This is a genomic window from Lacrimispora indolis DSM 755 (genome assembly GCF_000526995.1).
In the GTDB taxonomy this organism is placed as follows: domain Bacteria; phylum Bacillota; class Clostridia; order Lachnospirales; family Lachnospiraceae; genus Lacrimispora; species Lacrimispora indolis.
In genome coordinates, this window is sequence record NZ_AZUI01000001.1 from 497,697 (window position 1) to 518,737 (window position 21,041).

Consider the following 21,041-nt stretch of genomic DNA (forward strand, 5'->3'; position numbering starts at 1 on the left):
GTAAGGCATTCTTTCATTTTATTAATGAGAATCATTCCCATTACTCAAAAGTTAGTATACACTAACCTACGTCTGTTGTCAAGTTTTTTATTAAATCTTTCTGTCGATATTATAAAAAAAACAAAAAACCATGACATACCGGAAACCCTCCGGGCATATCATGGTTTTCTCTTATGGCTTTACCAGATTTTCACGCGTTTTTTGGGGGCCACATACATGGCGTCTCCCTCCTTAATTTCCGGATAAGCCTTATAAAAAGCGTCGGTGGCGCCAAGAACTGCATTGACCCTGACCCTGGCCGGAGAATGAACATCCGTGTTCAGCCTTTTGATCATGGTTTCAGGAGTATACTTGGCCGCCCATATTGTCGCATATTGACGAAAGGCCAGCCGCAAACTTTCCGCATCATCCCCTAAAATAGAAGTGATGCAGGCCATGGAACCCAGATCTGCAATATTCTCATTTAAAGTCTGGGCTCCGTTAACCATACGGCCCTTATACCCCTCCTGTCCGTCATAGTATGCCACCACGCCATCCGCTAATGCTTTAAATTTGGCCCTGTCTTCACTGGTCCACCATACATGGTAATTTCCTGTTTCGTCATAAAGAGAACCAGAGGAATCAAAGGCATGGCTGACTTCATGGGCAATGACAGATCCGATCCCGCCCAGATTGGAGGCATATTCTGCGGAAGGGTCATAAAAGGGAGCCTGCAAAATGGCGGCCGGAAATACGATCTCATTGCCGGTGGGGTTATAATAGGCATTGACCGTCTGAGGCGTCATCCCCCATTCCGCTTTGTCCACAGGCTGGCGGACCTTTTCCCGGCTTACATCGGTTTTTGCCTTTACAAGGGACAGAATATTGTCAATTAAGTTTCCCCCTTTTTCAGCGGGTATGACGGAAGCCTTCCCATAATCATCGGGCCACTTGTCCGGATATCCGATCTTAAGGGCCATGTTGTCCAGCTTTTTGACGGCAGCCGCCTTTGTTTCATCTCCCATCCAGTCAAGGGTCATGATCTGATTTTTGTAAGCCTCAAGGATTTTTCGTGCCATTTCTTCAATGGCCGCCTTATCATCCTGGGAAAAACTTTTTTCCACATAAAGCTTTCCAAATTCAAAGCCAAGCATGTTCTGGGTCATTTCACCGGCTATTTTCTCGTCGGTCTTTCTCTCCTTAACGCCGCTTTGTACATTATTCCAATCCAGATAGTTATTCCTGATCTCAGGAGTGAGGTAAGGCGCGAAATCATTGATCAGGCAGAATACGGAATAATTCTTTAAAAGAGAAAGGTGCTCCTCTGTCAGATATTGGCCGATCTTTTTCATCTGCTCCTTCTGGGTCACCACAAAGGAATCCACATCCCCCAGCCCGGCTGACGTAAGAAAGGAATCCACTGTACCTTGGGAAAACAAAGGCTTTAGCGCTGCCACGGAATAAGGATTGTATATGATATCAGGGTCATTTTGCTGGCTTAAAGAAAGGGCGCTTTCAGCCAGGTCCTTCTGGAAAGCCAGAATTTCAGCAGCCGCTTTTTGTGCCTCCTCACGGCTCTGCCCCGTATACTCCAGGGTCCTTCCTATATATTCTTTGTACTGGTCCATGAGCTTTTCCTGTGTCTGGTCCTCCAGGGTTTCCTTCCCAGGCCCTAAATCGGCCCCATCCACATACAGGGCGTACCGGCTGGAATCACTCATATCCTCCATCCACTGCACCGTGATAATGCTGCCCACCCCCAGATCTCTATAGGCGTTTCCAACACTTTTTAAATAATCATTGATGCCGGAAGCATTCCTTATCTCATCCATATAAGGCTTAAGCTGTCCAAAACCGGCCGTTCTCCGGCCTTCCATATCCATGGCTGTTAAATATAAGTCTGCGATCTTTTGTTCCAGGGAACCAGGCTCCGACGCTTTCCGGTCCTTCACCGCCTCATTAAGCACCTCGCTTAAAACCTCGTAGGCATCCTTGTCCAGCTGATAAAAATAGCTCCAGCTGCTGGAATCCTTTGGTATCTCCGCCTGGTCCAGAAGATGCTGGTTCACATACTCATAGTAATCATCTTCCAGCCTCACCCCGCCTGACGCTTCCCCCGTAACATTGGCAGGCTGGGCTGCCGTCTGTTCCGGCTGTGTCTCCATTTTTTTCCCGCACCCTGATATGAGAAAAGACAGCACTGCAATGGCCGCCAGACAGAAATTGATCCTGTTTTTCATATTGTTCCTCTTTTCTTTCTACAGGTTTTCCAACATCATAAAAAGGAAGTGGATCTCTCCACTTCCTCATTTGTTTTATCTATTATCTATTATGCTTAAACTTCGTCAGAATATACCGGGCCATCCTCTGTTGAGGCATCATCCTGTGACTGAAGAGCCTTGATGCTTAAGCTGATCTTCTTATCGCCTTCGTTGAAATCAACGACTCTGGCTTCGATCTCCTGACCGATTGCAAGAACATCTGCCGGCTTATCAACATGCTCCTTAGAAATCTGGGATACGTGAAGCAGTGCGTCAACGCCTGGTTCCAGCTCAACAAATGCGCCGAAATCCGTCATACGTGCAACTCTTCCGCTTACTACGTTGCCTACTGCATATTTTGATGAAGCATCCTTCCACGGATTTGTCTCCGGGAATTTTAAGCTAAGGGCGATCTTATCGCCGTTAATATCCTTAACAAGAACTTTAATTTTCTCTCCGGCCTTGAAAGCTTTCTTCGGGCTTTCTACTCTGCCCCAGCTCATCTCGGAAATATGAAGCAGGCCATCGGCGCCGCCAAGGTCAATGAATGCGCCAAAATCGGTTACATTCTTAATGGTACCTTCTACGACATCACCCGTATGGATTCTTTCAAATAATTCCTTCTGCAGCTCAGCTCTCTTAGCAACCATGATCTGCTTTCTGTCGCCGATGATTCTTCTTCTCTTCGGGTTGAATTCGGTAATGATGAATTCAATCTCCTTATCTGCATATCTGGATAAATCCTTCTCATAAGTATCAGAAACCAGACTTGCAGGAATGAAGACTCTTGCACCCTCTACAACCACACTTAAACCACCGTCAAGTACCTGCGCAACTTTTGCAGTAAGTACCTCGTGGTTTTCAAATGCTTCTTCCAATCTCTTATTGCCTCTGTCTGCTGCCAATCTCTTGTAAGACAGGGCTACCTGACCTTCGCCATCGTTTACCTTGATGACTTTGGCTTCCATCTCTTCTCCAACCTGTACAACAGTTGTAAGATCTAAATTCTGGTTATCCGTGTACTCACTACGCGGAATGATGCCGTCAGACTTGTAACCTATATTCAAGACGATTTCATCTTCTTTTACGTCGATGACTTTACCAGTGACGATCTCTCCTGTACGTATAGTTTTCAATGATTCTTCTAACATTTGTTCAAAACTTAACTCTGACATTAGTATGAACCTCCTCGATAATATAATTCGGGGTTGAAGCCCCGGCTGTAATACCTACGCTGCGCACAGAATTTCCACAATCAGGATCTAAATCACCTAGTGTCTGGATATAGTAAGTATTCTTACACTCCCTTCGGCATATATCGTACAGCTTCTGGGTATTAGAACTGCTTTTTCCGCCAATGACAATCATGGCATCCACTTCTGAAGCTATCCGCTTTGCTTCCACCTGTCTTTCCTGTGTTGCATTGCAAATCGTATTTAAAACAAGTATATCATACCTCGTTTCCGAAATTTTTTCAACTAAATCTTGAAATTTATTGTAATTAAATGTCGTCTGTGATACAATACACAGCTTTTCTCCTTCCGATAAAGGCAGACTTTCCACTTGCTCGGGTGTTTCCACCACTAAAGTATTGTCATTTCCCCAGCCTTTAATACCTTCTACCTCGGGATGGGTTTCATTGCCGATGATAACAAGCCGTCTTCCCTCCTGATTCTGCTCCTGGGCGATCCTGTGGATCTTTCTCACATAGGGGCAGGTGGCATCCACGATCTCGACTCCGTTTCTTTCAAGGATCTCATAAATCCGCTTTCCTACCCCATGGGACCTTATGACAACCACTGCATCCCTGACCTTTTCAAGCTCCTCCTCGGAATGGATGACCTTTACTCCCTTTTCCTCTAAATCGCGGACCACCTCTTCATTATGAATGATGGGACCATACGTATAAATGGGCTTGTCATCCCTTTTTAACTGTTCATAAACCTGCTCCACAGCCCGCTTTACTCCAAAGCAGAACCCGGCAGTTTTGGCAACGATCACTTCCATAAGCTGCCTCCTTTCATTTTGCCTCCCAATGAATCAAGATGGAAAATCTCTATTCTTTCATCCTTTTTTCATGAAACAACTCCAGAATCCGGTCCACCACCTGGGGAACGGTCATATGGGAAGTATCCACAAGAACGGCATCCTCTGCCTGCTTTAAGGGAGAATTCTCCCGGTTCATATCCCGGTAATCCCGTTCTATAATATCCTTTTCAATTTCTTCTAAGCTGCATTCCTCTCCCTTTGCCGCAAGCTCCTGGTACCGCCTCTGGGCCCGGACCTGGCTGCTGGCCGTTAAGTATATTTTAAGATCCGCATGGGGAAGGACACAGGTTCCGATGTCCCGGCCATCCATAATGACATTTTCCTTTAAAGCCAGATTCTTTTGAAGCTCTACCAGCTTTTCCCGGACCGGCATATAGACGGAAGCAGCAGAAGCCATGGCGCTTACCTCCGAACTGCGGATAAGTCCCGAAACGTTTTCCCCGTTTAAAATCACCTGCTGCACCCCGTTTTCGTAGGAAATGGTCACATCCACCTCTTTGGCTGACTGAGAAACAGCTGCCTCATCCCCTGCCGGTATCCCATTTCTTAAAAAATGCAGGGCCATGGCCCGGTACATGGCTCCAGTATCCACATAAACAAAGTTAAGCTTTTCTGCAGCAGATTTGGCAATGGTGCTCTTCCCCGCCCCTGCCGGTCCGTCCACAGCTATATTATAAACTCTTTTCATCCTTTGAATTTCTCCTCTCCGGCAGCACTACCGGCCGCCCATCCCGTAGACCAGGCGATCTGTAAATTAAAGCCTCCGGTCACCGCATCAAGATCCAGCACTTCCCCTGCAAAATAAAGACCGGAAAGAAGCCTGGATTCCAGGGTGGAGGGGTTTACCTCCTTTACAGAAACGCCTCCCTGGGTGATGATGGCCTCATTGTAGCCCCGAAGTCCTGTAAGCGTTAAGAGAAAGCCTTTGGTCGCCCGGACCAGTCTCTGGCGTTCCTCCCTTGTGATCTCATTGACTCTTTTTTCTGGTGAGATCCCGCTCACATCCACCATGACCGGAACCAGCTTGGAAGGGTATAAATGATCCAGGGAATTTTTAAACTGTTTGTTGGCAGCCTCTTCAAAGTCCCGCAGGATCCTGGCGTCAAGCTGTTCTTCGGTAAGAGCCGGTTTTAAATCAATGGAAAGGGTCAGCGGCCCTTTCTTTAACTCCTTTACCGCATAACTGCTGGCGCTTAAAAGAACCGGGCCGCTGACCCCGTAATGGGTGAACAGCATTTCCCCGAACTCCTTATAAACCACCTTTTTCCCCTTTAATACAGTTGCCTCCACATTGCGCAGAGACAGTCCCTGCAGTTCCTTTACCATGGGTTCCTCTACCACAAAGGGAACTAAGGCAGGGGAAAGAGAGGTGACCGGGTGGCCTGCTTCCTTTGCCATCTCATAGCCGTCTCCAGTGGAACCGGTGGCCTGATAAGACAGGCCGCCGCAGGCTACGATCACTGCATCCCCGTACACCTTTGTCTTTTTCCCGTTATCCTTTAAAACCAGTCCTGAAAGGACTCCATTCTCTATCAAAAGAGTTTCCGCCTGTTTGCGGTAATGAATGGAAACTCCAAGGTCCAAAAGCCTTTTTGTAAGAGCCTTTATTACATCCGAAGACTTGTCCGAGGCCGGAAACACCCGGTTGCCCCGCTCTGTCTTTAAAGGACAGCCAAGTCCTTCCAATAGGTCCATCATATCAAAATTGGTAAAGCCGTAAAAGCTGCTGTAAAGGAATTTGGCATTGGTCACTACGTTGCCGAACAGCTCTTCTGTGTCACAGGCATTGGTCACATTACAGCGTCCCTTGCCGGTGATATAGACTTTTTTTCCAAGTTTTTCATTTTTCTCAAAAATGTGGACGGTACTGCCCTTCATGGCTGCCGCTATCCCAGCCAGCATCCCTGCAGCGCCACCGCCCACGATCAAAACCGTACTCATCCCGTTTCCTCTTTTCTGCCCGCTTTTCAGGGCATAATGGTATCCCTGAAAGGGGTTTCCTCTTTTCTGCCCGCTTTTTAGGGCATAATAGCATTCCTGTGGGCGTTTTCTACTTTACACGAAAAAGAGTGAAAAAACAAGCGGTCACGAATTTTTTACTTCTTTTATCTTTAATTCCAAAGCTTCCACAACAGTTTTCAGCACCTTAACTCTGGCATAATACTTGCAGTTTCCCTCTACGACCACCCAGGGAGCATATGTGGTGGAGGTGCGCACCAGCATCTCATTGACCGCAGCTTCATACTGATCCCATTTTTCCCGGTTTCTCCAGTCCTCTTCCGTGATCTTCCACTGCTTTGACGGGTTTTCCTGGCGCTCCTTAAAGCGTTTTTCCTGTTCAGCCTTATCAATATGAAGCCAGAATTTAATCACAACTGCTCCGGCATTTGCCATGTGGTTTTCCATTTCGTTGATTTCCTGGTAAGCCTGCTTCCACTCGTTTTCACTGCAAAAGCCCTCGATCCGCTCCACCATGACCCGGCCGTACCAGGTCCGGTCAAAAATGGCGATATGGCCTGCCTTTGGCACATGGTTCCAGAAACGCCACAGGTAATGATGGACCCGTTCCAGATCATTGGGAGCCGAGGTGGGATACACCTTATAGCCCCTTGGGTCTAAATGGCTGGTAAGACGCTTGATGGCACCGCCCTTACCGGCCGCATCCCAGCCCTCAAAGCCTAATACTACGGGAATTCTCAACCGGTATATCTGGCTGTGCAGGGATTCCAGCTTTTCCCAAAGCCGTTCCATCTCCTTCTTATAATCTTCCTTTGTGATGGTCTTTGTCAAATCCACACCGGATAAGACTCCGTTCTGGTATTTCTCAGAGCGGACCGGCACTTCCTTTTCCTTTCTCTCTCCCCTTAACTCCCGCTGCCTTAAGGCATCCTCTAAGCAGTCCGCCACCTGGGTCATGATCTTTGCGGAGGCAAAATCCCTGTCAGTGGCTTCGATGATCGTCCACGGGGCATAGTCTGTATCCGTCTTTTCAAGCATTTCCTCGCAGATTGCCAGATAACGGCCATACTCCTTATTTCTTCGCCAGTCTTCCTTTGTCACCCGCCATTCTGTCTCCTTGGAGCTTTCAAGCTTGTTAAACCGATTCTTCTGGTCCTCTCTCGAAATATAAAGGAACAGTTTTATAATGACCATGCCGTCATCAGTAAGCTGACGCTCAAAGCTCTGGATATCATGAAAGGTCTCCGGAAGGACCGTTTCCGGGATCTTTCCTTCAAACCGTTCAATGGTCACCTGCCGGTACCAGCTTCTGTCAAAGAGGGCGATTCGTCCCTGGGCCGGAAGCTTGGTCCAGAAACGCCACAAAAACGGGCGCATCCGCTCCTCTTCCGTTGATCTATCGTTGGCGTATACATCAAAGCCCCTGGGGTCCAGGGCCTGAATCAGGCGGTTGATCTGCGTTCCTTTTCCAGACGCTCCCATGCCCTCGAACACGATCATAACAGGAATTCCGGAATCCTTGCATTCCCGCTGCAAGAGGCCCAGCCTTTCGCTTTGCTCCTTTATTGTGTTTTTATAGGTTTTTTTGTCAATTTTTTTCGATAAATCAATTTTCTCCAGCATAAACCGTCCCTCCTTTGTCTATACAGTTAAGCTTAAAGCTTTGCAAACACACTTGCCACCTGGGGCATGACCTGACTGATGGTTATCATCTGCGGACACTCCTTTTCACAATGGTGACATGCCCGGCAGCCCTCTGCCTTTACTGACATGGCCTCGTATCCGGCCTTTGCCTCCCTCTCTTTATGGGCAGCAGTCATATTATAAAATGAAAAAATATCCGGGATCTCCAGGCCAAATGGACAGGGAAGACAGTAACGGCATCCGGTGCAGCCCACCAGGGCCATGGAATCAAATATCTCCTTTGCCTTTTTATAGGCCTTCTTTTCCTCTGACTTAACCATTCCCACATGGCTGCGGTCTGCAAACACAAGGTTTTCTTCCAGCTGCCTTTCGTCGCTCATTCCGCTTAAGAGAAGGCTCACCTCAGACTGATCCCACAAAAAATCAAGGGCGTATTCCACAGGTGACTTTTCATCAGGGAATGACTTTTTCACATGGTCCGCAGGATCCGCCAGCTTTCCTCCTAAAAGCGGTTCCATGACAACCACTGCAAGTCCCTTTTTTGCCGCGGCCTTTAATCCCTTTAATCCGGCCTGATGCTCTAAGTCCACATAATTATACTGAATCTGGCAAAAATCCCATCCATCATAATAATCTAGGATATCCTGAAATACATCATATGAATCATGGAAGGAAAATCCAAGATACTTTATTTTCCCGTCCTCTCTGGCTTTTTCCATTCGTTTTACAAGATCAAATTTTTTCACCTTGTCTTCAAAACGATCCCGGCTCAAGGCATGAAGCAGATAAAAATCAACATGGTCTGTCTGTAGCTTACTAAGCTGTTCATCCAGAACCTCATCAAAGTCCTCCGGCTTTTCAAGCTTCCATACCGGACATTTGGTGGCCAGATACGTTTTTTCCCGGTAGCCATCCTTTAAAGCCTTGCCCACGATCTTTTCGCTCTCTCCCTGGTGGTAAGGATATGCCGTATCAATGTAGTTCACCCCTTCATCAATGGCATGGCGGATCATGGATACCGCCCGCTTTTCATCTACCTGTTCCTCCTGAAGGATCGGAAGCCTCATGGCTCCAAATCCAAGAGCCGATACTTTTATTCCTGTTTTTCCAAAATTACGATACTGCATAATCTTCCTCCCCATACTATGTTTTGCGGTCTTTCCTGCGGCCGTTTCTATCTTTATTGTACCATAATTCACATTCCTGCCAAAGACTTTTTTCTTAATTGGGGTAATAAATTACCATGCTCAGACGGCAAATTATCCGGTTGGGGGGCGAACCCCAGGGTATCCCCCGGAAGTCAATGATATTAAAAAGCGTTGATTCCCATTTCTTATCATGAGTATCAACGCCGATCTGCTTCTTATCTCTTATCCCCGGCAGATTCCTTCTTAATGGGAATCTTCACCTTACCGGTAATCCTCTACATCAAATTCTCTGTCCTTAAAATAGTATTTCCGGTCGTCCTCGCTGATTTCCCGAAGCACCTTACAGGGGTTTCCCACGGCAATTGTATTATCCGGTATGTTCCTTGTCACCACACTTCCCGCCCCAATAACCACATTGCTGCCGATCGTCACACCTGGATTGATGACTGTATTTCCGCCGATCCATACTTGATTTCCAATGGTAATGGATATTCCATATTCATAGCCTGAATTTCTGGAGTCCGGATGAACCGGGTGACCCGCAGTGTAAATGGATACGTTTGGAGCAAACATTACGTTGTCACCGATCACCACCTTGCCCACATCAAGAATGGTACAGTTATAATTGGCAAAGAAATTCTTTCCTACCTCAATGTTTTTTCCATAGTCACAGTAAAAAGGCGGTTCAATGTGTGCATTTCCCCCTGCTTTGCCAAGGATCAGCCGGATCAGTCCGTCCATTTTATTTTCTTCTTCCGGGCTTAATGAATTGTACGCATACAGCTTCTTTTTATTTTCCAGCCGATCCTCAGGCAGTCCATCCAGCCATGCCTTATAGGGCAGCCCTGCGAGCATTCTTTCTTTTTGATTCATGGTATTTCCTTTCTAACTAAGTAATCCTGCCGCTAGCTTCTCACTTGTTTCAAATTTCCATCACAAGGAACTGCCAGCCCTTTAAAGTTACTTTGTCCTCATCAAGACTTACTTCCTCATAGTTATTGATCAAAACTGCCTCTGGTATCCGTGGAAGGATAATTTCCCGTGCATCTTTTTGAAAATTTCCAATGATAAGAAGTGTTCTTGGCCCTTTCCGGCAGTAAGCCATAAGATTCTTTTCATCCTCAAGAACAGGTTCCAGGGTTCCATAGATTATGGTTTCCTTCCACTGGGGATGTTTCCTTAACCGGATCAGCTCTTTATAGAACATGAAAACAGAATTATTACGGGAAATCTGGTCAGCCGCATTGATATTCTTATAATTCGGGTTCACCTTCAGCCAGGGAGTTCCTTCCGTAAAGCCTGCATTGGCCGACGCCTCCCACTGCATGGGAGTTCTGGCATTATCCCTGCTGTAGCGGCTTACAATATCCAGCGCTTCTTTCGGCCCATATCCTGCCTCAAGGGCGGTCTGGTACTGGTCCAGGGTGGCAATATCATCCACTTCGTCAATGCCGGAAAAAACAGTGTTTTCCATTCCGATTTCCTGTCCCTGATAAATAAAGGGAATACCACGGAGCATAAAGTTTAAGCCGCCCAGCATCTTTTTTGCTTCCGGAGCACATTCCCCTGCGGGAAGGTAATGGCTGACCCCTCTTGGCTCATCGTGATTTTCTATGATATTGGATAAAAAGCCGGTGGTACCTACATGCTTTTGGGCAGCAAAACAGCAATGCTTATAATCTTCCGCAGTAATCGCCCTGGCATCATACCAGCCCTTTTCACTTCCGCCGAATACGGTTTCATTAAAATCAAATTTGCTGGAAAAGTAACCATTTTCACCGATAAAGGATTCTAATTCCTCCGGTTTTTCATCAAAGACCTCTCCAACGGTAAAAGCATCATGGGGCTTAAAGCACCGGTCCCGCATCTCGCTTAAAAACTCACCGATCCCATGGGCATGGGCCAGCATTGTCTGGATGCTGCATAAACCATCTGCCCGGTCCGGCTGGTAATCCTGGAAAGGAAGGGCCTTTTTTATGTTAATGATCGCATCGATCCGGAAACCTCCTAAGCCTTTATCCAGCCACCAGTTGATATTTTTATAAATTTCCTCCCGGACAACCGGATTTTCCCAGTTTAAGTCCGGCTGTTTTTTATGGAAGGAGTGAAGATACTGTTTATTGGTACCGGGAATATCGCTCCACACGGAATTCCCGAAGTATGAACGCCAGTTAGTAGGAGATTTTCCGTCTTTTTTCTCACGGATATAAAAGTAGTTTCCATATTCGCCATCCGGATCGGCACACGCTTTTTTAAACCATTCATGCTCGTCGGAGCAGTGGTTTACCACCAGATCCATGACAATATACATCTCTCTTTTTTTCGCTTTTTCAATGAGTTCCTCCATGTCCTCCATGGTCCCGAACCTGGGGTCTATGTTGTAATAATCAGCTATATCATATCCCTGGTCTGCAAGGGGTGAAACGTAGATCGGGGAAAGCCACAGGATATCCACACCCAAATCCTTCAAATAATCTAATTTACGGATGATCCCTCTTAAATCTCCTATGCCGTCTCCATTGGAATCCAGAAAGCTCTTTGGATAAATCTGATAAGCTGTTTTATCATGCCACCATTTCTTAATCATCGTATGCAACCTCTCTTTTCTGTAGTAGCCTTATTCTACCTCGAAGAAAGAGATTTGTCTTACGCTTCTATGATTAAAAAATTCACTATTTTGACTTTTCCTTGCGATATTGTAAGGGAGTCGTCCCGGTATACCTTCGAAATATTTTCAAGAAGTTTCCAAGGTTAAAAAAACCGGAGTCCAGGCATATGCTCATGACCGGGAGATTCGTGGTTTCCAGAAGGGAAATTGCCTTCCGGATCCGGTAATCATTGATGTATTCCGTGGGCGTCCTGCCAATAGCCCTTTTAAAAAAACGGCAGAAATACTGTTCGTTCATATTGGCAAGGGAAGCGAGATCACGGATATAGATCTTTTCTCTGTAATGGTTTCTGATAAAGGTAATGGAGGCTTTGATCAGTTCTACCCTCGTGTCTGTGCTGCGGTGAGAATCGGAATAAAGGTGGAATCGGAACAGCGTAGCAAGCATTTTAAGAAGGGCGGCCTTTATCTGAAGCTGGGAGATAACCGCACCTGCAACATCTCCCTGCTGCTCTAAGCCTTCCTCTCCTCCAAAGGAATCAGTCACATCGGTAAAACAATCCAGGATGGAAGCATAAGACGGATGATCCGGGTAAAGGCATCTTGGAAAGGACAGCTCCTGGTTTTTTAAAGGATTGATCAAGTACATCTGAGCGGAGTCATAAGCTTCAAAGCTGAGAAGTCCCGGCTGGAACACGATGGCGTGCTCCTCATTAAAACTTTTGGATTCGCTGATGATCCCATGAAGCTCCCCTGGATTGATAAAAAAAATACATTCATCATGGATTTCATAGGATTCCATATTGACCAGTAAACGAAAATGTCCCTTAATAAAGTGGATCATTTCAATTTCCTCGTGCCAGTGATGCTTTACTATCATACCCTTTTGAACTGACTGTGTCCGGTAGATCCCGCAGGGGAAGGAACTGGTGCCGTGGGGACGTCCCTCTTTTAATCTGGATTTTATCTCTGGATTCATGATTATCCTCATTTCCCGGCTGCTTTTACGCCTTGAAGTCAAGCGGATATTCTCAATCCGCTTCGCTGCTTACTTGATTCGGTTAAAAATACGGTATTTTACGTGTATCATAACACAGGGAGGTAAGGGGATTCAAGTAAAAGCATACTGTTCAAGCGGTTGTGTTTATAGTACACTTAGAAACGTAACCCAAGCCAGAATATCAGGAGGAATACTATGCTCAGACGTTTCCGAAGATTATCCTTTCAGTTCAAAATACTTCTTACTTATTTACTATTACTTCTTTTTACTGTTGTTATTTTCGCCATCTGCTATATACAAGGAGTCTCTTCGGCTCTTACCTACAATATTGAATACATGAAACAGTCCAACCAGCAAAAAAACATGAACTTAGATATTGCCATGGGAAATAACAGCTCCTTAAACCTTCTTCATCTGATCGATCCCAAGGTCAATGTCATACTCCATGAAAAAGCCAGCAATATGTCTCCAAAAGACCGTTATGAAAGAGACTATTACATGCAGACCGTTCTTAAAATGCTCACGGTCATCAACCCCCATGTTCAAAGAACCACCATACTGACCGCTTCAGGAGACATCTATTGCAGCATCAACAACATATCAGAGGATTACATAGAAAGCGCTTGGAAAACAATCAAAGGTGTTGATTGGAAAACCAAGAGCCAGAAATACTACACAATCCCTTATCCCCAGAAAATAGGTAATACCGGCTATTCCCTGGTAACAGTCTGCCACCAGCTTTCAGATATCGGCCAGTACAGAGCCTATGGATATCTCCTGGCAGATTTAGATTTCGGATCCATTGCAAAAGATTTTAATTCCACGGATGCAGCCGACGGTCTGGCCTCCTCCTTTGCCATTGTATACAAAAACCAGGTCATCTATAACTCCAGAAACGCTCACATCAATCTGGAGACCGGCCTTTCAGAAAAGGAAAAACAGGAAGCCTTCCCTCAGCTGGAACAGATCGAGGCTTCGGGAAAGAGATCCGGGGAGCTTTATCTTCATGATACCCTCTGCATTGCCGCTGTCTTAAAAAATGAATCCACCGGCTGGTATCTGGTCCAGTATATCCCAAAACACCTGCTGATCAACACCAGCATGGAAAGTATGCTCAATGTCATGGCATGGGTGATGCTGATCCTGACTGCAGCCGGGATCTTAAGCTTCATATTATCCAAGCAGGTCAGCCGGCCCATTAAGGCCCTGGCACAAACCATGAGCCAGGCGAGGCAGGGAGAAGTAAAGCTTTTACATGGATTAAAGCCAAGGGAGGATGAGATCGGCAACCTGATTGAAATCTACAATGAAATGGGAAAGAGGATCAATGACAGCATTACCAAGCTGTATATTATGCAGTTAAACCAAAAGCAGGCAGAGCTTAAAATGCTTCAGTTCCAGATCAATCCCCATTTTCTATACAATGCCTTAAACACGGTCACAGCCATAGCCCGTCTGGAAGATATTGAAGAAATCCCGGCAATCACGGAAAGTCTGTCAGATATGTTCCGCTATAACATCAAAGGGACTGACTTTGTAACCATAAAGGATGAAGTGATTCAGGTAAAGAACTATATCCGCATCCAGTCCATCCGGTTTCCTGGGCGTTTTGCGGTGGAATATGATATTCCCGTCCAATACGAAAATAATGGAGTGATCAAATTCATCCTTCAGCCCATTGTGGAAAACTCCATTCAACATGCATTTAAGGCAAAACGGGACAAGGACTGTTTAAAGATCTCCCTATCACCGTATTTAGAAGATTATCTTATGATCTCCGTGTACGATGACGGATGCGGCATGACGGATGAGAAGATAGCGGAATTAAACCAGACGTTACGGAGTACAAAAGCCAACGCCCTGCTGGGGGAAGACGGATCAGGCATCGGGTTAGCCAATGTAAATGCAAGGCTTAAAAACTATTATGGGGAAGATTGCGGAATTGTGGTGGAAAGCCGGTACGGAAGCTTTACCTGCATTCATATGCGGATCAGGCGAAATAAGGAGAGATAAAATGAAGGTCATCATTGCGGAAGATGAATATTATGCAAAGAAAATGCTCGTTAAACTTTTAACCAGCATCAATATGGATATAACCGTTTGTCTGGAAGCCGAAACAGGAAAACAGGCGGCAGATTATCTTGCCGCCGGGGACGCAGATCTTGTGATCACCGATATCCGCATGCCGGAGATGGACGGACTGTCCCTTGCAAAATATGCGGAAGAAAACTGTCCGGCAACGGATGTAATAATAGTAAGCGGCTATTCGGATTTTAATTACGCCAGGGAAGCCATGAAATATGGAGTCCGGTATTACCTTACCAAGCCGGTAAAACCGGAGGAGCTGGAAAAGGCCATATGGGATATTACAAAGGCCAGAGAAGAGAAGAAAAGGCTGCTTGAGAAGCAGGTGGACCGGAGGCTGCTGCAGGAATCCCTCCAATATGTGAATATCTCCGGCCTTCTGGCAAACAGGGCTTTGATGGATACCTTCCGTGATTTATGCGGCGGACAGCTAAAGGAACGCTCCTATCAGATGTTCTTATTTCAGGGAAAGCAGCGCATGAGCAGGGAGGAAGCAAAAAAGCTGTCAGAATTCCTGGAAACCTCATCTGATTACGGAAATATCCAGGTCTTTTATTTCCAGCAGCCGGACGAGATGATTGCCATGAAGTTTGACAATCAGGAGGAGCTTCCGGATCAAAGGCTTATACGCCGGTTAAAACAGGCGCTGTCTCAATGGGATGTGGAAATCACCTGTGGAATCAGCAGAGTTTATAAAGAGGAAGAGCAGCTTGGAGACGCTTACAGGGACTGTGTCTATGCCATCAACGGAAGATTGCTTGACGAAAAGACCAGAGTGTTTGAATACGAACCGGAGCTTACCATGGAACAGATCCTGACCCAGCAGGAGGAACTGGCTATTTACGAAAGCGTGATAAAAGGCAGCTGCCCACAGGCAGAGTCTGCCCTCCGTCAGTTTTTTGAAAAATGTGAAAAGGCCAGTTGGAATGTATATTCCCTATACAGCGGTATCATGCAGATCTTTTCTGTTATCAGCAGGGCCTATTGCAGCAGGGAGGCCTCTTCTGAATCAGAAGAGGTAAACCGGTATCTTTTATTTTCCTTTAAATCTGACCTTTATCAGTTCCGGACCAGACAGGAGCTTGAGCGGTATATGTTTAAAATCCTGGAAAACACCTGCGGTTCTCAGGAGGAAAAAGGAAGCATCATTGAGGAAATCAAAAATTACGTATCCCTTAACTTCCGGTACGAAATCTCCTTAAATGAATTGGCGGCCCACAAGTATTTTATGAATTCCAGCTATTTAAGCCGTCTGTTTAAATCAGAGACAGGGATGAATTTTTCCAAATACTTAATCAACTGCCGCATGGAACGGGCAAAGGAGCTTTTAAAGAATACGGTTTTTAAAATAAACGAAATTGCCGGTTATGTAGGCTATAATGACACCTCCTATTTTATCCACACCTTCAAACGCCTTTACCAGATGACCCCCGAGCAATATCGCGCCCAGGAAGAAAAAAGGTAAAAAAAGTTTTACAAAACATCTCAGATACCTTATACAGAAGGCTGTAATTTGTTTTGTATACTGGTACTACCAAATAACAAGGAAACAGAAAGGGCGAGATGATGTATATGAAAATGAAAAGAATGTTGGCAGTTGGTTTAACCTGCTCCTTAGCAGCGGTGATGGCTGCAGGATGCAGCGAGGCAGGCAAAACCTCAGGCAAAAGTTCTGATTCCGGAGTGACACAGCTGGAATTTTTTTCTTCAAAAATGGAAAATGTATCCACCATGCAAAAGCTTGTAGACAAATTCAACTCACAAAACACCGATGTCCAGGTTACCCTCAATTCCCCGGCAGATGCAGGAACCGTATTAAAGACCAGGATGACCAAAGATGATTTGCCGGATCTCATCGCCTATGGCGGTGACAACACCTATACGGAGCTTACAGAGGCTGGAATCTTACTGGATTTAAGCGACCAGGAGGTTTTAAAGACCATAAACAGTTCTTACATGCAGATGGTTTATGATATCAATGGGGATAAAGAAGAAAAGGCATACGGCATCCCATTTGCTGCCAATGCTTCCGGAATTATCTGCAATACAGATCTGTTTCAGAAAGCAGGCATATCGGTTCCTGAAACCTGGGATGAGCTGATGGAGGCATGTGAAAAGCTGTCTGCAGCCGGAATCCAGCCCTTTGAATTAAGCTTTAAAGACAACTGGACCATCCTTCCCTCCTGGAACTCCCTGGCACCGGCAACACAGCCTGATGGGTTTTTAGATGCAAAGAAAGAAGGAACAGCAACCTTTTTGGGCACCCACGAGGAAGTTTTGGAAAAATACAGCAAGCTGGTGGATTATGCCCAGACGGATTTTATGGGAACTTCCTATGATGACGGCAACCGCAGCTTTGCCAATGGGGAAGCCGCCATGCTGATCAACGGCGTGTGGACCGTACCGGAAATCAAGAAAACCAATGAATCCATTAATCTGGATATGTTTGCTTATCCCGCAACCAATGATAAGAGTAAAAACAAGGTTGTATCCGGCATTGACGTTATGCTTATGGTGACAAACCAGTGCAAAAACCCGGAAGCAGCCAAACGTTTTGTGGCATTTTTGCTGGAGCCGGAAAACAGCCAGCTATACATAGATGAGCAGTTTGCATTCTCTCCGGTGGAAGGCGTTGTGCAAAAGGAACCTTCCGTTGCCGGTCTGGCCAAGGACATTGCCGATGGAAAGGTTACGGATTTTGTAGACCATTATTACCCCAACGGCTATAATCTGTCAGCAATTTTATCTGAGTTCTTTTTAAACAGGGCAAACGGTATGGATGAAAGCGAAAATATTGCCGCAACACTGAAAAAATGCGATGAACAATACGATATCCTCAATACCCGGTAAACCAGGCAAAAGGAGGATAAGACGTTGAAAAAACATAGAAATAACCATATCAGCCCGGCGTTCTATCTTATGGTAGTTCCCATGGCAGTACTATTCTTTCTATTCCATACGGTCCCCTTTTTAAAGGGTATTTTTTACAGCTTTACCAACTGGAAGGGCTACGGGAGCTGGGAATTTATCGGGTTTAAAAACTTCCTGCAGTTTTTTACGGATCCTTCCATTAAGCAGGCCTATGGCTTTACCTTTCAGTTTGCACTTTCCGCTACAGTCCTTGTCAACGTTTTAAGCCTGGCTCTGGCATGCGGGCTCAATGGAAAAATTCTGGGTAAGAATCTTTTAAAGGCACTCTATTTCCTGCCGTATATGCTGGGAACCTTAATCATTGGCTTTGTATTTAACTTTATCTTCGGCAATATCCTTCCAGGGTTTGGGAAAATGGCAGGAATCCCCGGCTTAAGCGTAAATATCCTTGGAACCGGCAAAGCATGGCTGGGTGTTTTATTTGTTACTGTCTGGCAGGCCATGGCCTTTAACACCATGATATATCTCTCCGGCCTTCAGACAGTGGATAAGGATATTTATGACGCAGCATCCGTAGACGGTGCCGTTGGCCTCCAGCGGTTTGTTTGGATCACTTTCCCATTGATCGCCCCCTTCTTTACCATAAATATGGTATTAAGCGTCAAAAGCTTTCTCATGGCCTTTGACCAGATCATGGCAATGACAGGGGGAGGGCCAGGAACCGCAACCACTACGATTTCCATGCTGATCTATAAGAGGGGATTTGACGGCGGACAGTTTGCCTACCAGTCAGCCAATGCTGTTATTTTATTTCTGGTTGTGGCGGCGATTTCCGTACTCCAGCTGAAGATATTGGAAAAAAGGGAGGCGAAAATAAACTGATGACAGGAAAAGAAAAGATCAATTGGCCCCTGACAGTCCTTTTGGCCGCAATCGCTGTTTTAGTTATCCTGGGCCCCCTTTATATTACTGTTGTGATTGCCTTGAAATCACCGTCAGATATGGAACATATACTGGCGCTTCCGTCTTCCCTTCACTTTGAGAATTTTTCAAAGGCATGGGAGCTGACCGATTATCCAAGGAAATTCCTCAATACATTTTTTATCACAGACATTAATCTGGTGTTTACCATCCTGACCAATTCCATGGCAGCCTATGCCATTATACGAAACAAGGATAAAAGCAGGTTTTTCAATCTCATGTATTATTATTTTATCAGCGCCATGTTTATCCCTTTTAATGTGATTATGCTTCCCCTGGTCAAACAGGCCTCCTCTTTTCATTTGGATAACATTTACGGCATCACACTGATTTATATTATTTTCGGACTTCCCATGAATACATTTCTTTATTCAGGGTACATCAAATCCCTGCCCCATGCATTGGAGGAGGCGGCAAGGATTGACGGGGCAAATACGTTCCAGACCTTTTGGCGGATTATATTTCCCCTGCTTAAGCCAATGAGCGCTACAGTGGCGATCCTGTCCTTTATGTGGACCTGGAATGATTTTCTCATGCCCCTGGTTTTGCTGAGCGATGCCAGCCAGCAGACCCTGCAGCTTGCCCAGTATGTGTTTAAAGGCCAGTTCTCCACCCAGTATAATCTTGCCTTTGCCTCGTATTTAATGGTTCTGCTGCCAATTTTAGCGGTATATGTTTTTTGTCAGAAATGGATCATCGCAGGAGTGACCAGCGGTTCTGTAAAAGCTTGACGGAAGGAAAAAGAAAATGGACAGAAAATGGTGGAAACAAGCAGTCATATATCAGATTTATCCCAAAAGCTTTCAGGACAGCAACGGTGACGGGATCGGAGACCTTCAGGGGATTATTTCCAGGCTTGATTATCTGGAAAAGCTGGGGGCAGATGCTCTCTGGCTTTCCCCCGTATATTGTTCCCCTCAGGATGACAATGGGTATGATATATCCGATTATCAGGATATTGATCCCATGTTCGGAAACCTGGAAGACATGGAGGAACTGATTGAAAAAGCAGGCAAACGGGGAATCCGCATCATCATGGATCTTGTTTTAAATCATACTTCCGATGAACATCCATGGTTTAAAGAAGCGATAAAAAGCAAGGAAAACCCTTATCATGATTATTATGTGTGGAGGGATGGGGTGGAAGGAATCGTTCCAAATGGATTAAGGGCTGCTTTTGGTGGCCCTGCCTGGCAGTGGGTTCCGGAACTGGGACAATACTATTTCCATCAGTTTTCAGTGAAGCAGCCGGACCTTAACTGGGAAAACCCAAAGGTGCGCCGGGAAATCCGGGATATGATCCTTTGGTGGATGGAGAAAGGGGCAGGCGGATTCCGGCTGGATGTCATCGACTGTGTGGCAAAGGATCCGGACCGGCTGATCACGGCGGATGGGCCAATGCTCCATGACTTTATACAGGAGTTAAGCAGAGAAACCTTTCAGAAAGGGGATCTTGTCACAGTAGGTGAAGCATGGAGTGCAAATCCGGAAAATGCCCTGCTTTACAGCAGCCCGGATGGAAGGGAGCTTTCCATGGTATTCCAGTTTGAGCACATCTGCCTTGACCAGAAAAGAGGCGGTGAAAAATGGGACTTAGCTCCTCTCCCATTCCTGGAATTAAAACGTGTCTTATCCACCTGGCAGGAAGCACTTTTCTGCAAGGGCTGGAACAGCCTGTTCTGGAACAACCATGATCTGCCGAGAATTGTATCCCGATGGGGAAATGACAAGGAATACCGGGTGGAATCGGCCAAGATGCTTGCAATACTCCTTCACGGAATGCAAGGCACCCCTTATATCTATCAGGGTGAAGAACTTGGAATGACCAATGTAAGGTATGACATGGAAGACTACCGGGATATAGAGATTTTAAATATGTACCGGGAAAGAATTGGGGCAGGATACAAAGAAGAGGATATTATGGAGTCTGTCTATGCAAAAGGCAGGGACAACGCCAGAACGCCCATGCAGTGGACAAAAGGCAGGGAAGCTGGATTTACGGAGGGTTCTCCCTGGATCAAGGTGAATCCAAACTATAAGGAAATTAATGCAGAGGCTGCACTTGCAGATGAAACTTCTGTTTTTTACCTTTACCAGAAGCTGATTGAGCTAAGGAAAACCTATGATGTATTCGCAGACGGAAAATACCGGCTCCTGCTGCCGGAGGATCCTGACATCTTTGCCTATACCCGCACACGGAAAGAAACAGTCTTGCTTGTCATTTGCAACTTTTATGGCAATACGGTGCGGCTGCAGCTTCCTGAAGAATTTGACCGTGAGAAAAAGCTGCTGGCCAGTTCTTATAGGGATGAAGGCCCGGCAGATGTGCTTAAGCCATATGAAGCCAGGATGTATCTGATCCGGCCATAGGAAAATAAAGAGATAGAGCAATTTCCCCATTTTTCTGCAGCTCTGCCAGGGGAACAGAAGAGAAAAAGACAGGCTGTTAAGTACTT

General features: G+C 45.8%; 16 protein-coding genes. 6 read left to right on the top strand and 10 right to left on the bottom strand.

Going from position 1 to position 21,041, the window contains the following annotated elements:
• Nucleotides 1–179: 179 nt before the first annotated feature.
• From K401_RS0102405 to K401_RS0102450, 10 genes are all read right to left on the bottom strand, one after another.
• Nucleotides 180–2,219 carry a M13 family metallopeptidase gene (locus K401_RS0102405; RefSeq protein WP_024291472.1) on the bottom strand — a complete coding sequence of 680 codons (2,040 nt, stop codon included), beginning with the start codon at nucleotides 2,217–2,219 and terminating at the stop codon, nucleotides 180–182.
• A 95-nt stretch (nucleotides 2,220–2,314) separates the two neighbouring features.
• Nucleotides 2,315–3,415, bottom strand: coding sequence for a 30S ribosomal protein S1 (gene rpsA / locus K401_RS0102410; protein WP_024291473.1), 1,101 nt, complete (start codon nucleotides 3,413–3,415; stop codon nucleotides 2,315–2,317).
• A complete protein-coding gene (gene ispH, locus K401_RS0102415; RefSeq protein ID WP_024291474.1) occupies nucleotides 3,396–4,247 on the bottom strand; it encodes a 4-hydroxy-3-methylbut-2-enyl diphosphate reductase in 852 nt (283 codons plus the stop codon). The genes rpsA and ispH overlap by 20 nt, the downstream gene beginning before the upstream one ends.
• Nucleotides 4,248–4,296: 49 nt before the next feature.
• Nucleotides 4,297–4,977 carry a (d)CMP kinase gene (cmk, locus tag K401_RS0102420; protein ID WP_024291475.1) on the bottom strand — a complete coding sequence of 227 codons (681 nt, stop codon included), beginning with the start codon at nucleotides 4,975–4,977 and terminating at the stop codon, nucleotides 4,297–4,299.
• The gene (locus K401_RS0102425) at nucleotides 4,974–6,230 is read right to left on the bottom strand and encodes a BaiN/RdsA family NAD(P)/FAD-dependent oxidoreductase (RefSeq protein WP_024291476.1); all 1,257 of its coding nucleotides are present in this window, start codon (nucleotides 6,228–6,230) and stop codon (nucleotides 4,974–4,976) included. The genes cmk and K401_RS0102425 overlap by 4 nt, the downstream gene beginning before the upstream one ends.
• Nucleotides 6,231–6,374: 144 nt before the next feature.
• Nucleotides 6,375–7,871, bottom strand: coding sequence for a polyphosphate:AMP phosphotransferase (gene pap / locus K401_RS0102430; RefSeq protein WP_024291477.1), 1,497 nt, complete (start codon nucleotides 7,869–7,871; stop codon nucleotides 6,375–6,377).
• Between the two features lie 32 nt (nucleotides 7,872–7,903).
• Nucleotides 7,904–9,019: an aldo/keto reductase gene (locus K401_RS0102435; protein ID WP_024291478.1), complete on the bottom strand. Its 1,116-nt coding sequence runs from the start codon at nucleotides 9,017–9,019 to the stop codon at nucleotides 7,904–7,906.
• A gap of 282 nt (nucleotides 9,020–9,301) precedes the next feature.
• Nucleotides 9,302–9,913, bottom strand: coding sequence for a sugar O-acetyltransferase (locus K401_RS0102440; protein WP_024291479.1), 612 nt, complete (start codon nucleotides 9,911–9,913; stop codon nucleotides 9,302–9,304).
• Between the two features lie 49 nt (nucleotides 9,914–9,962).
• A complete protein-coding gene (locus K401_RS0102445; RefSeq protein WP_024291480.1) occupies nucleotides 9,963–11,627 on the bottom strand; it encodes an alpha-glucosidase in 1,665 nt (554 codons plus the stop codon).
• An 85-nt stretch (nucleotides 11,628–11,712) separates the two neighbouring features.
• Complete coding sequence (locus K401_RS0102450; protein ID WP_024291481.1) at nucleotides 11,713–12,627, bottom strand: helix-turn-helix transcriptional regulator; 915 nt, start codon at nucleotides 12,625–12,627, stop codon at nucleotides 11,713–11,715.
• A 216-nt stretch (nucleotides 12,628–12,843) separates the two neighbouring features.
• On the opposite strand from K401_RS0102450, the gene K401_RS0102455 reads away from it, so the two are divergent.
• From K401_RS0102455 to K401_RS0102480, 6 genes are all read left to right on the top strand, one after another.
• The gene (locus K401_RS0102455; RefSeq protein ID WP_024291482.1) at nucleotides 12,844–14,661 is read left to right on the top strand and encodes a sensor histidine kinase; all 1,818 of its coding nucleotides are present in this window, start codon (nucleotides 12,844–12,846) and stop codon (nucleotides 14,659–14,661) included.
• A 1-nt stretch (nucleotide 14,662) separates the two neighbouring features.
• Nucleotides 14,663–16,198 carry a helix-turn-helix domain-containing protein gene (locus tag K401_RS0102460; RefSeq protein WP_024291483.1) on the top strand — a complete coding sequence of 512 codons (1,536 nt, stop codon included), beginning with the start codon at nucleotides 14,663–14,665 and terminating at the stop codon, nucleotides 16,196–16,198.
• A 107-nt stretch (nucleotides 16,199–16,305) separates the two neighbouring features.
• The gene (locus tag K401_RS0102465; protein ID WP_242837895.1) at nucleotides 16,306–17,583 is read left to right on the top strand and encodes an ABC transporter substrate-binding protein; all 1,278 of its coding nucleotides are present in this window, start codon (nucleotides 16,306–16,308) and stop codon (nucleotides 17,581–17,583) included.
• Between the two features lie 24 nt (nucleotides 17,584–17,607).
• Entirely contained in the window at nucleotides 17,608–18,486 is an 879-nt protein-coding gene (locus tag K401_RS0102470) for a carbohydrate ABC transporter permease (RefSeq protein WP_024291485.1), read from the top strand.
• On the top strand, nucleotides 18,486–19,316 hold the full coding sequence (locus K401_RS0102475) for a carbohydrate ABC transporter permease (protein ID WP_024291486.1): 831 nt from the start codon (nucleotides 18,486–18,488) through the stop codon (nucleotides 19,314–19,316). Before K401_RS0102470 ends, K401_RS0102475 begins: the two co-directional genes overlap by 1 nt.
• 16 nt (nucleotides 19,317–19,332) lie before the next feature.
• On the top strand, nucleotides 19,333–20,955 hold the full coding sequence (locus K401_RS0102480; RefSeq protein WP_024291487.1) for an alpha,alpha-phosphotrehalase: 1,623 nt from the start codon (nucleotides 19,333–19,335) through the stop codon (nucleotides 20,953–20,955).
• The last annotated feature ends 86 nt before the right edge of the window (nucleotides 20,956–21,041 follow it).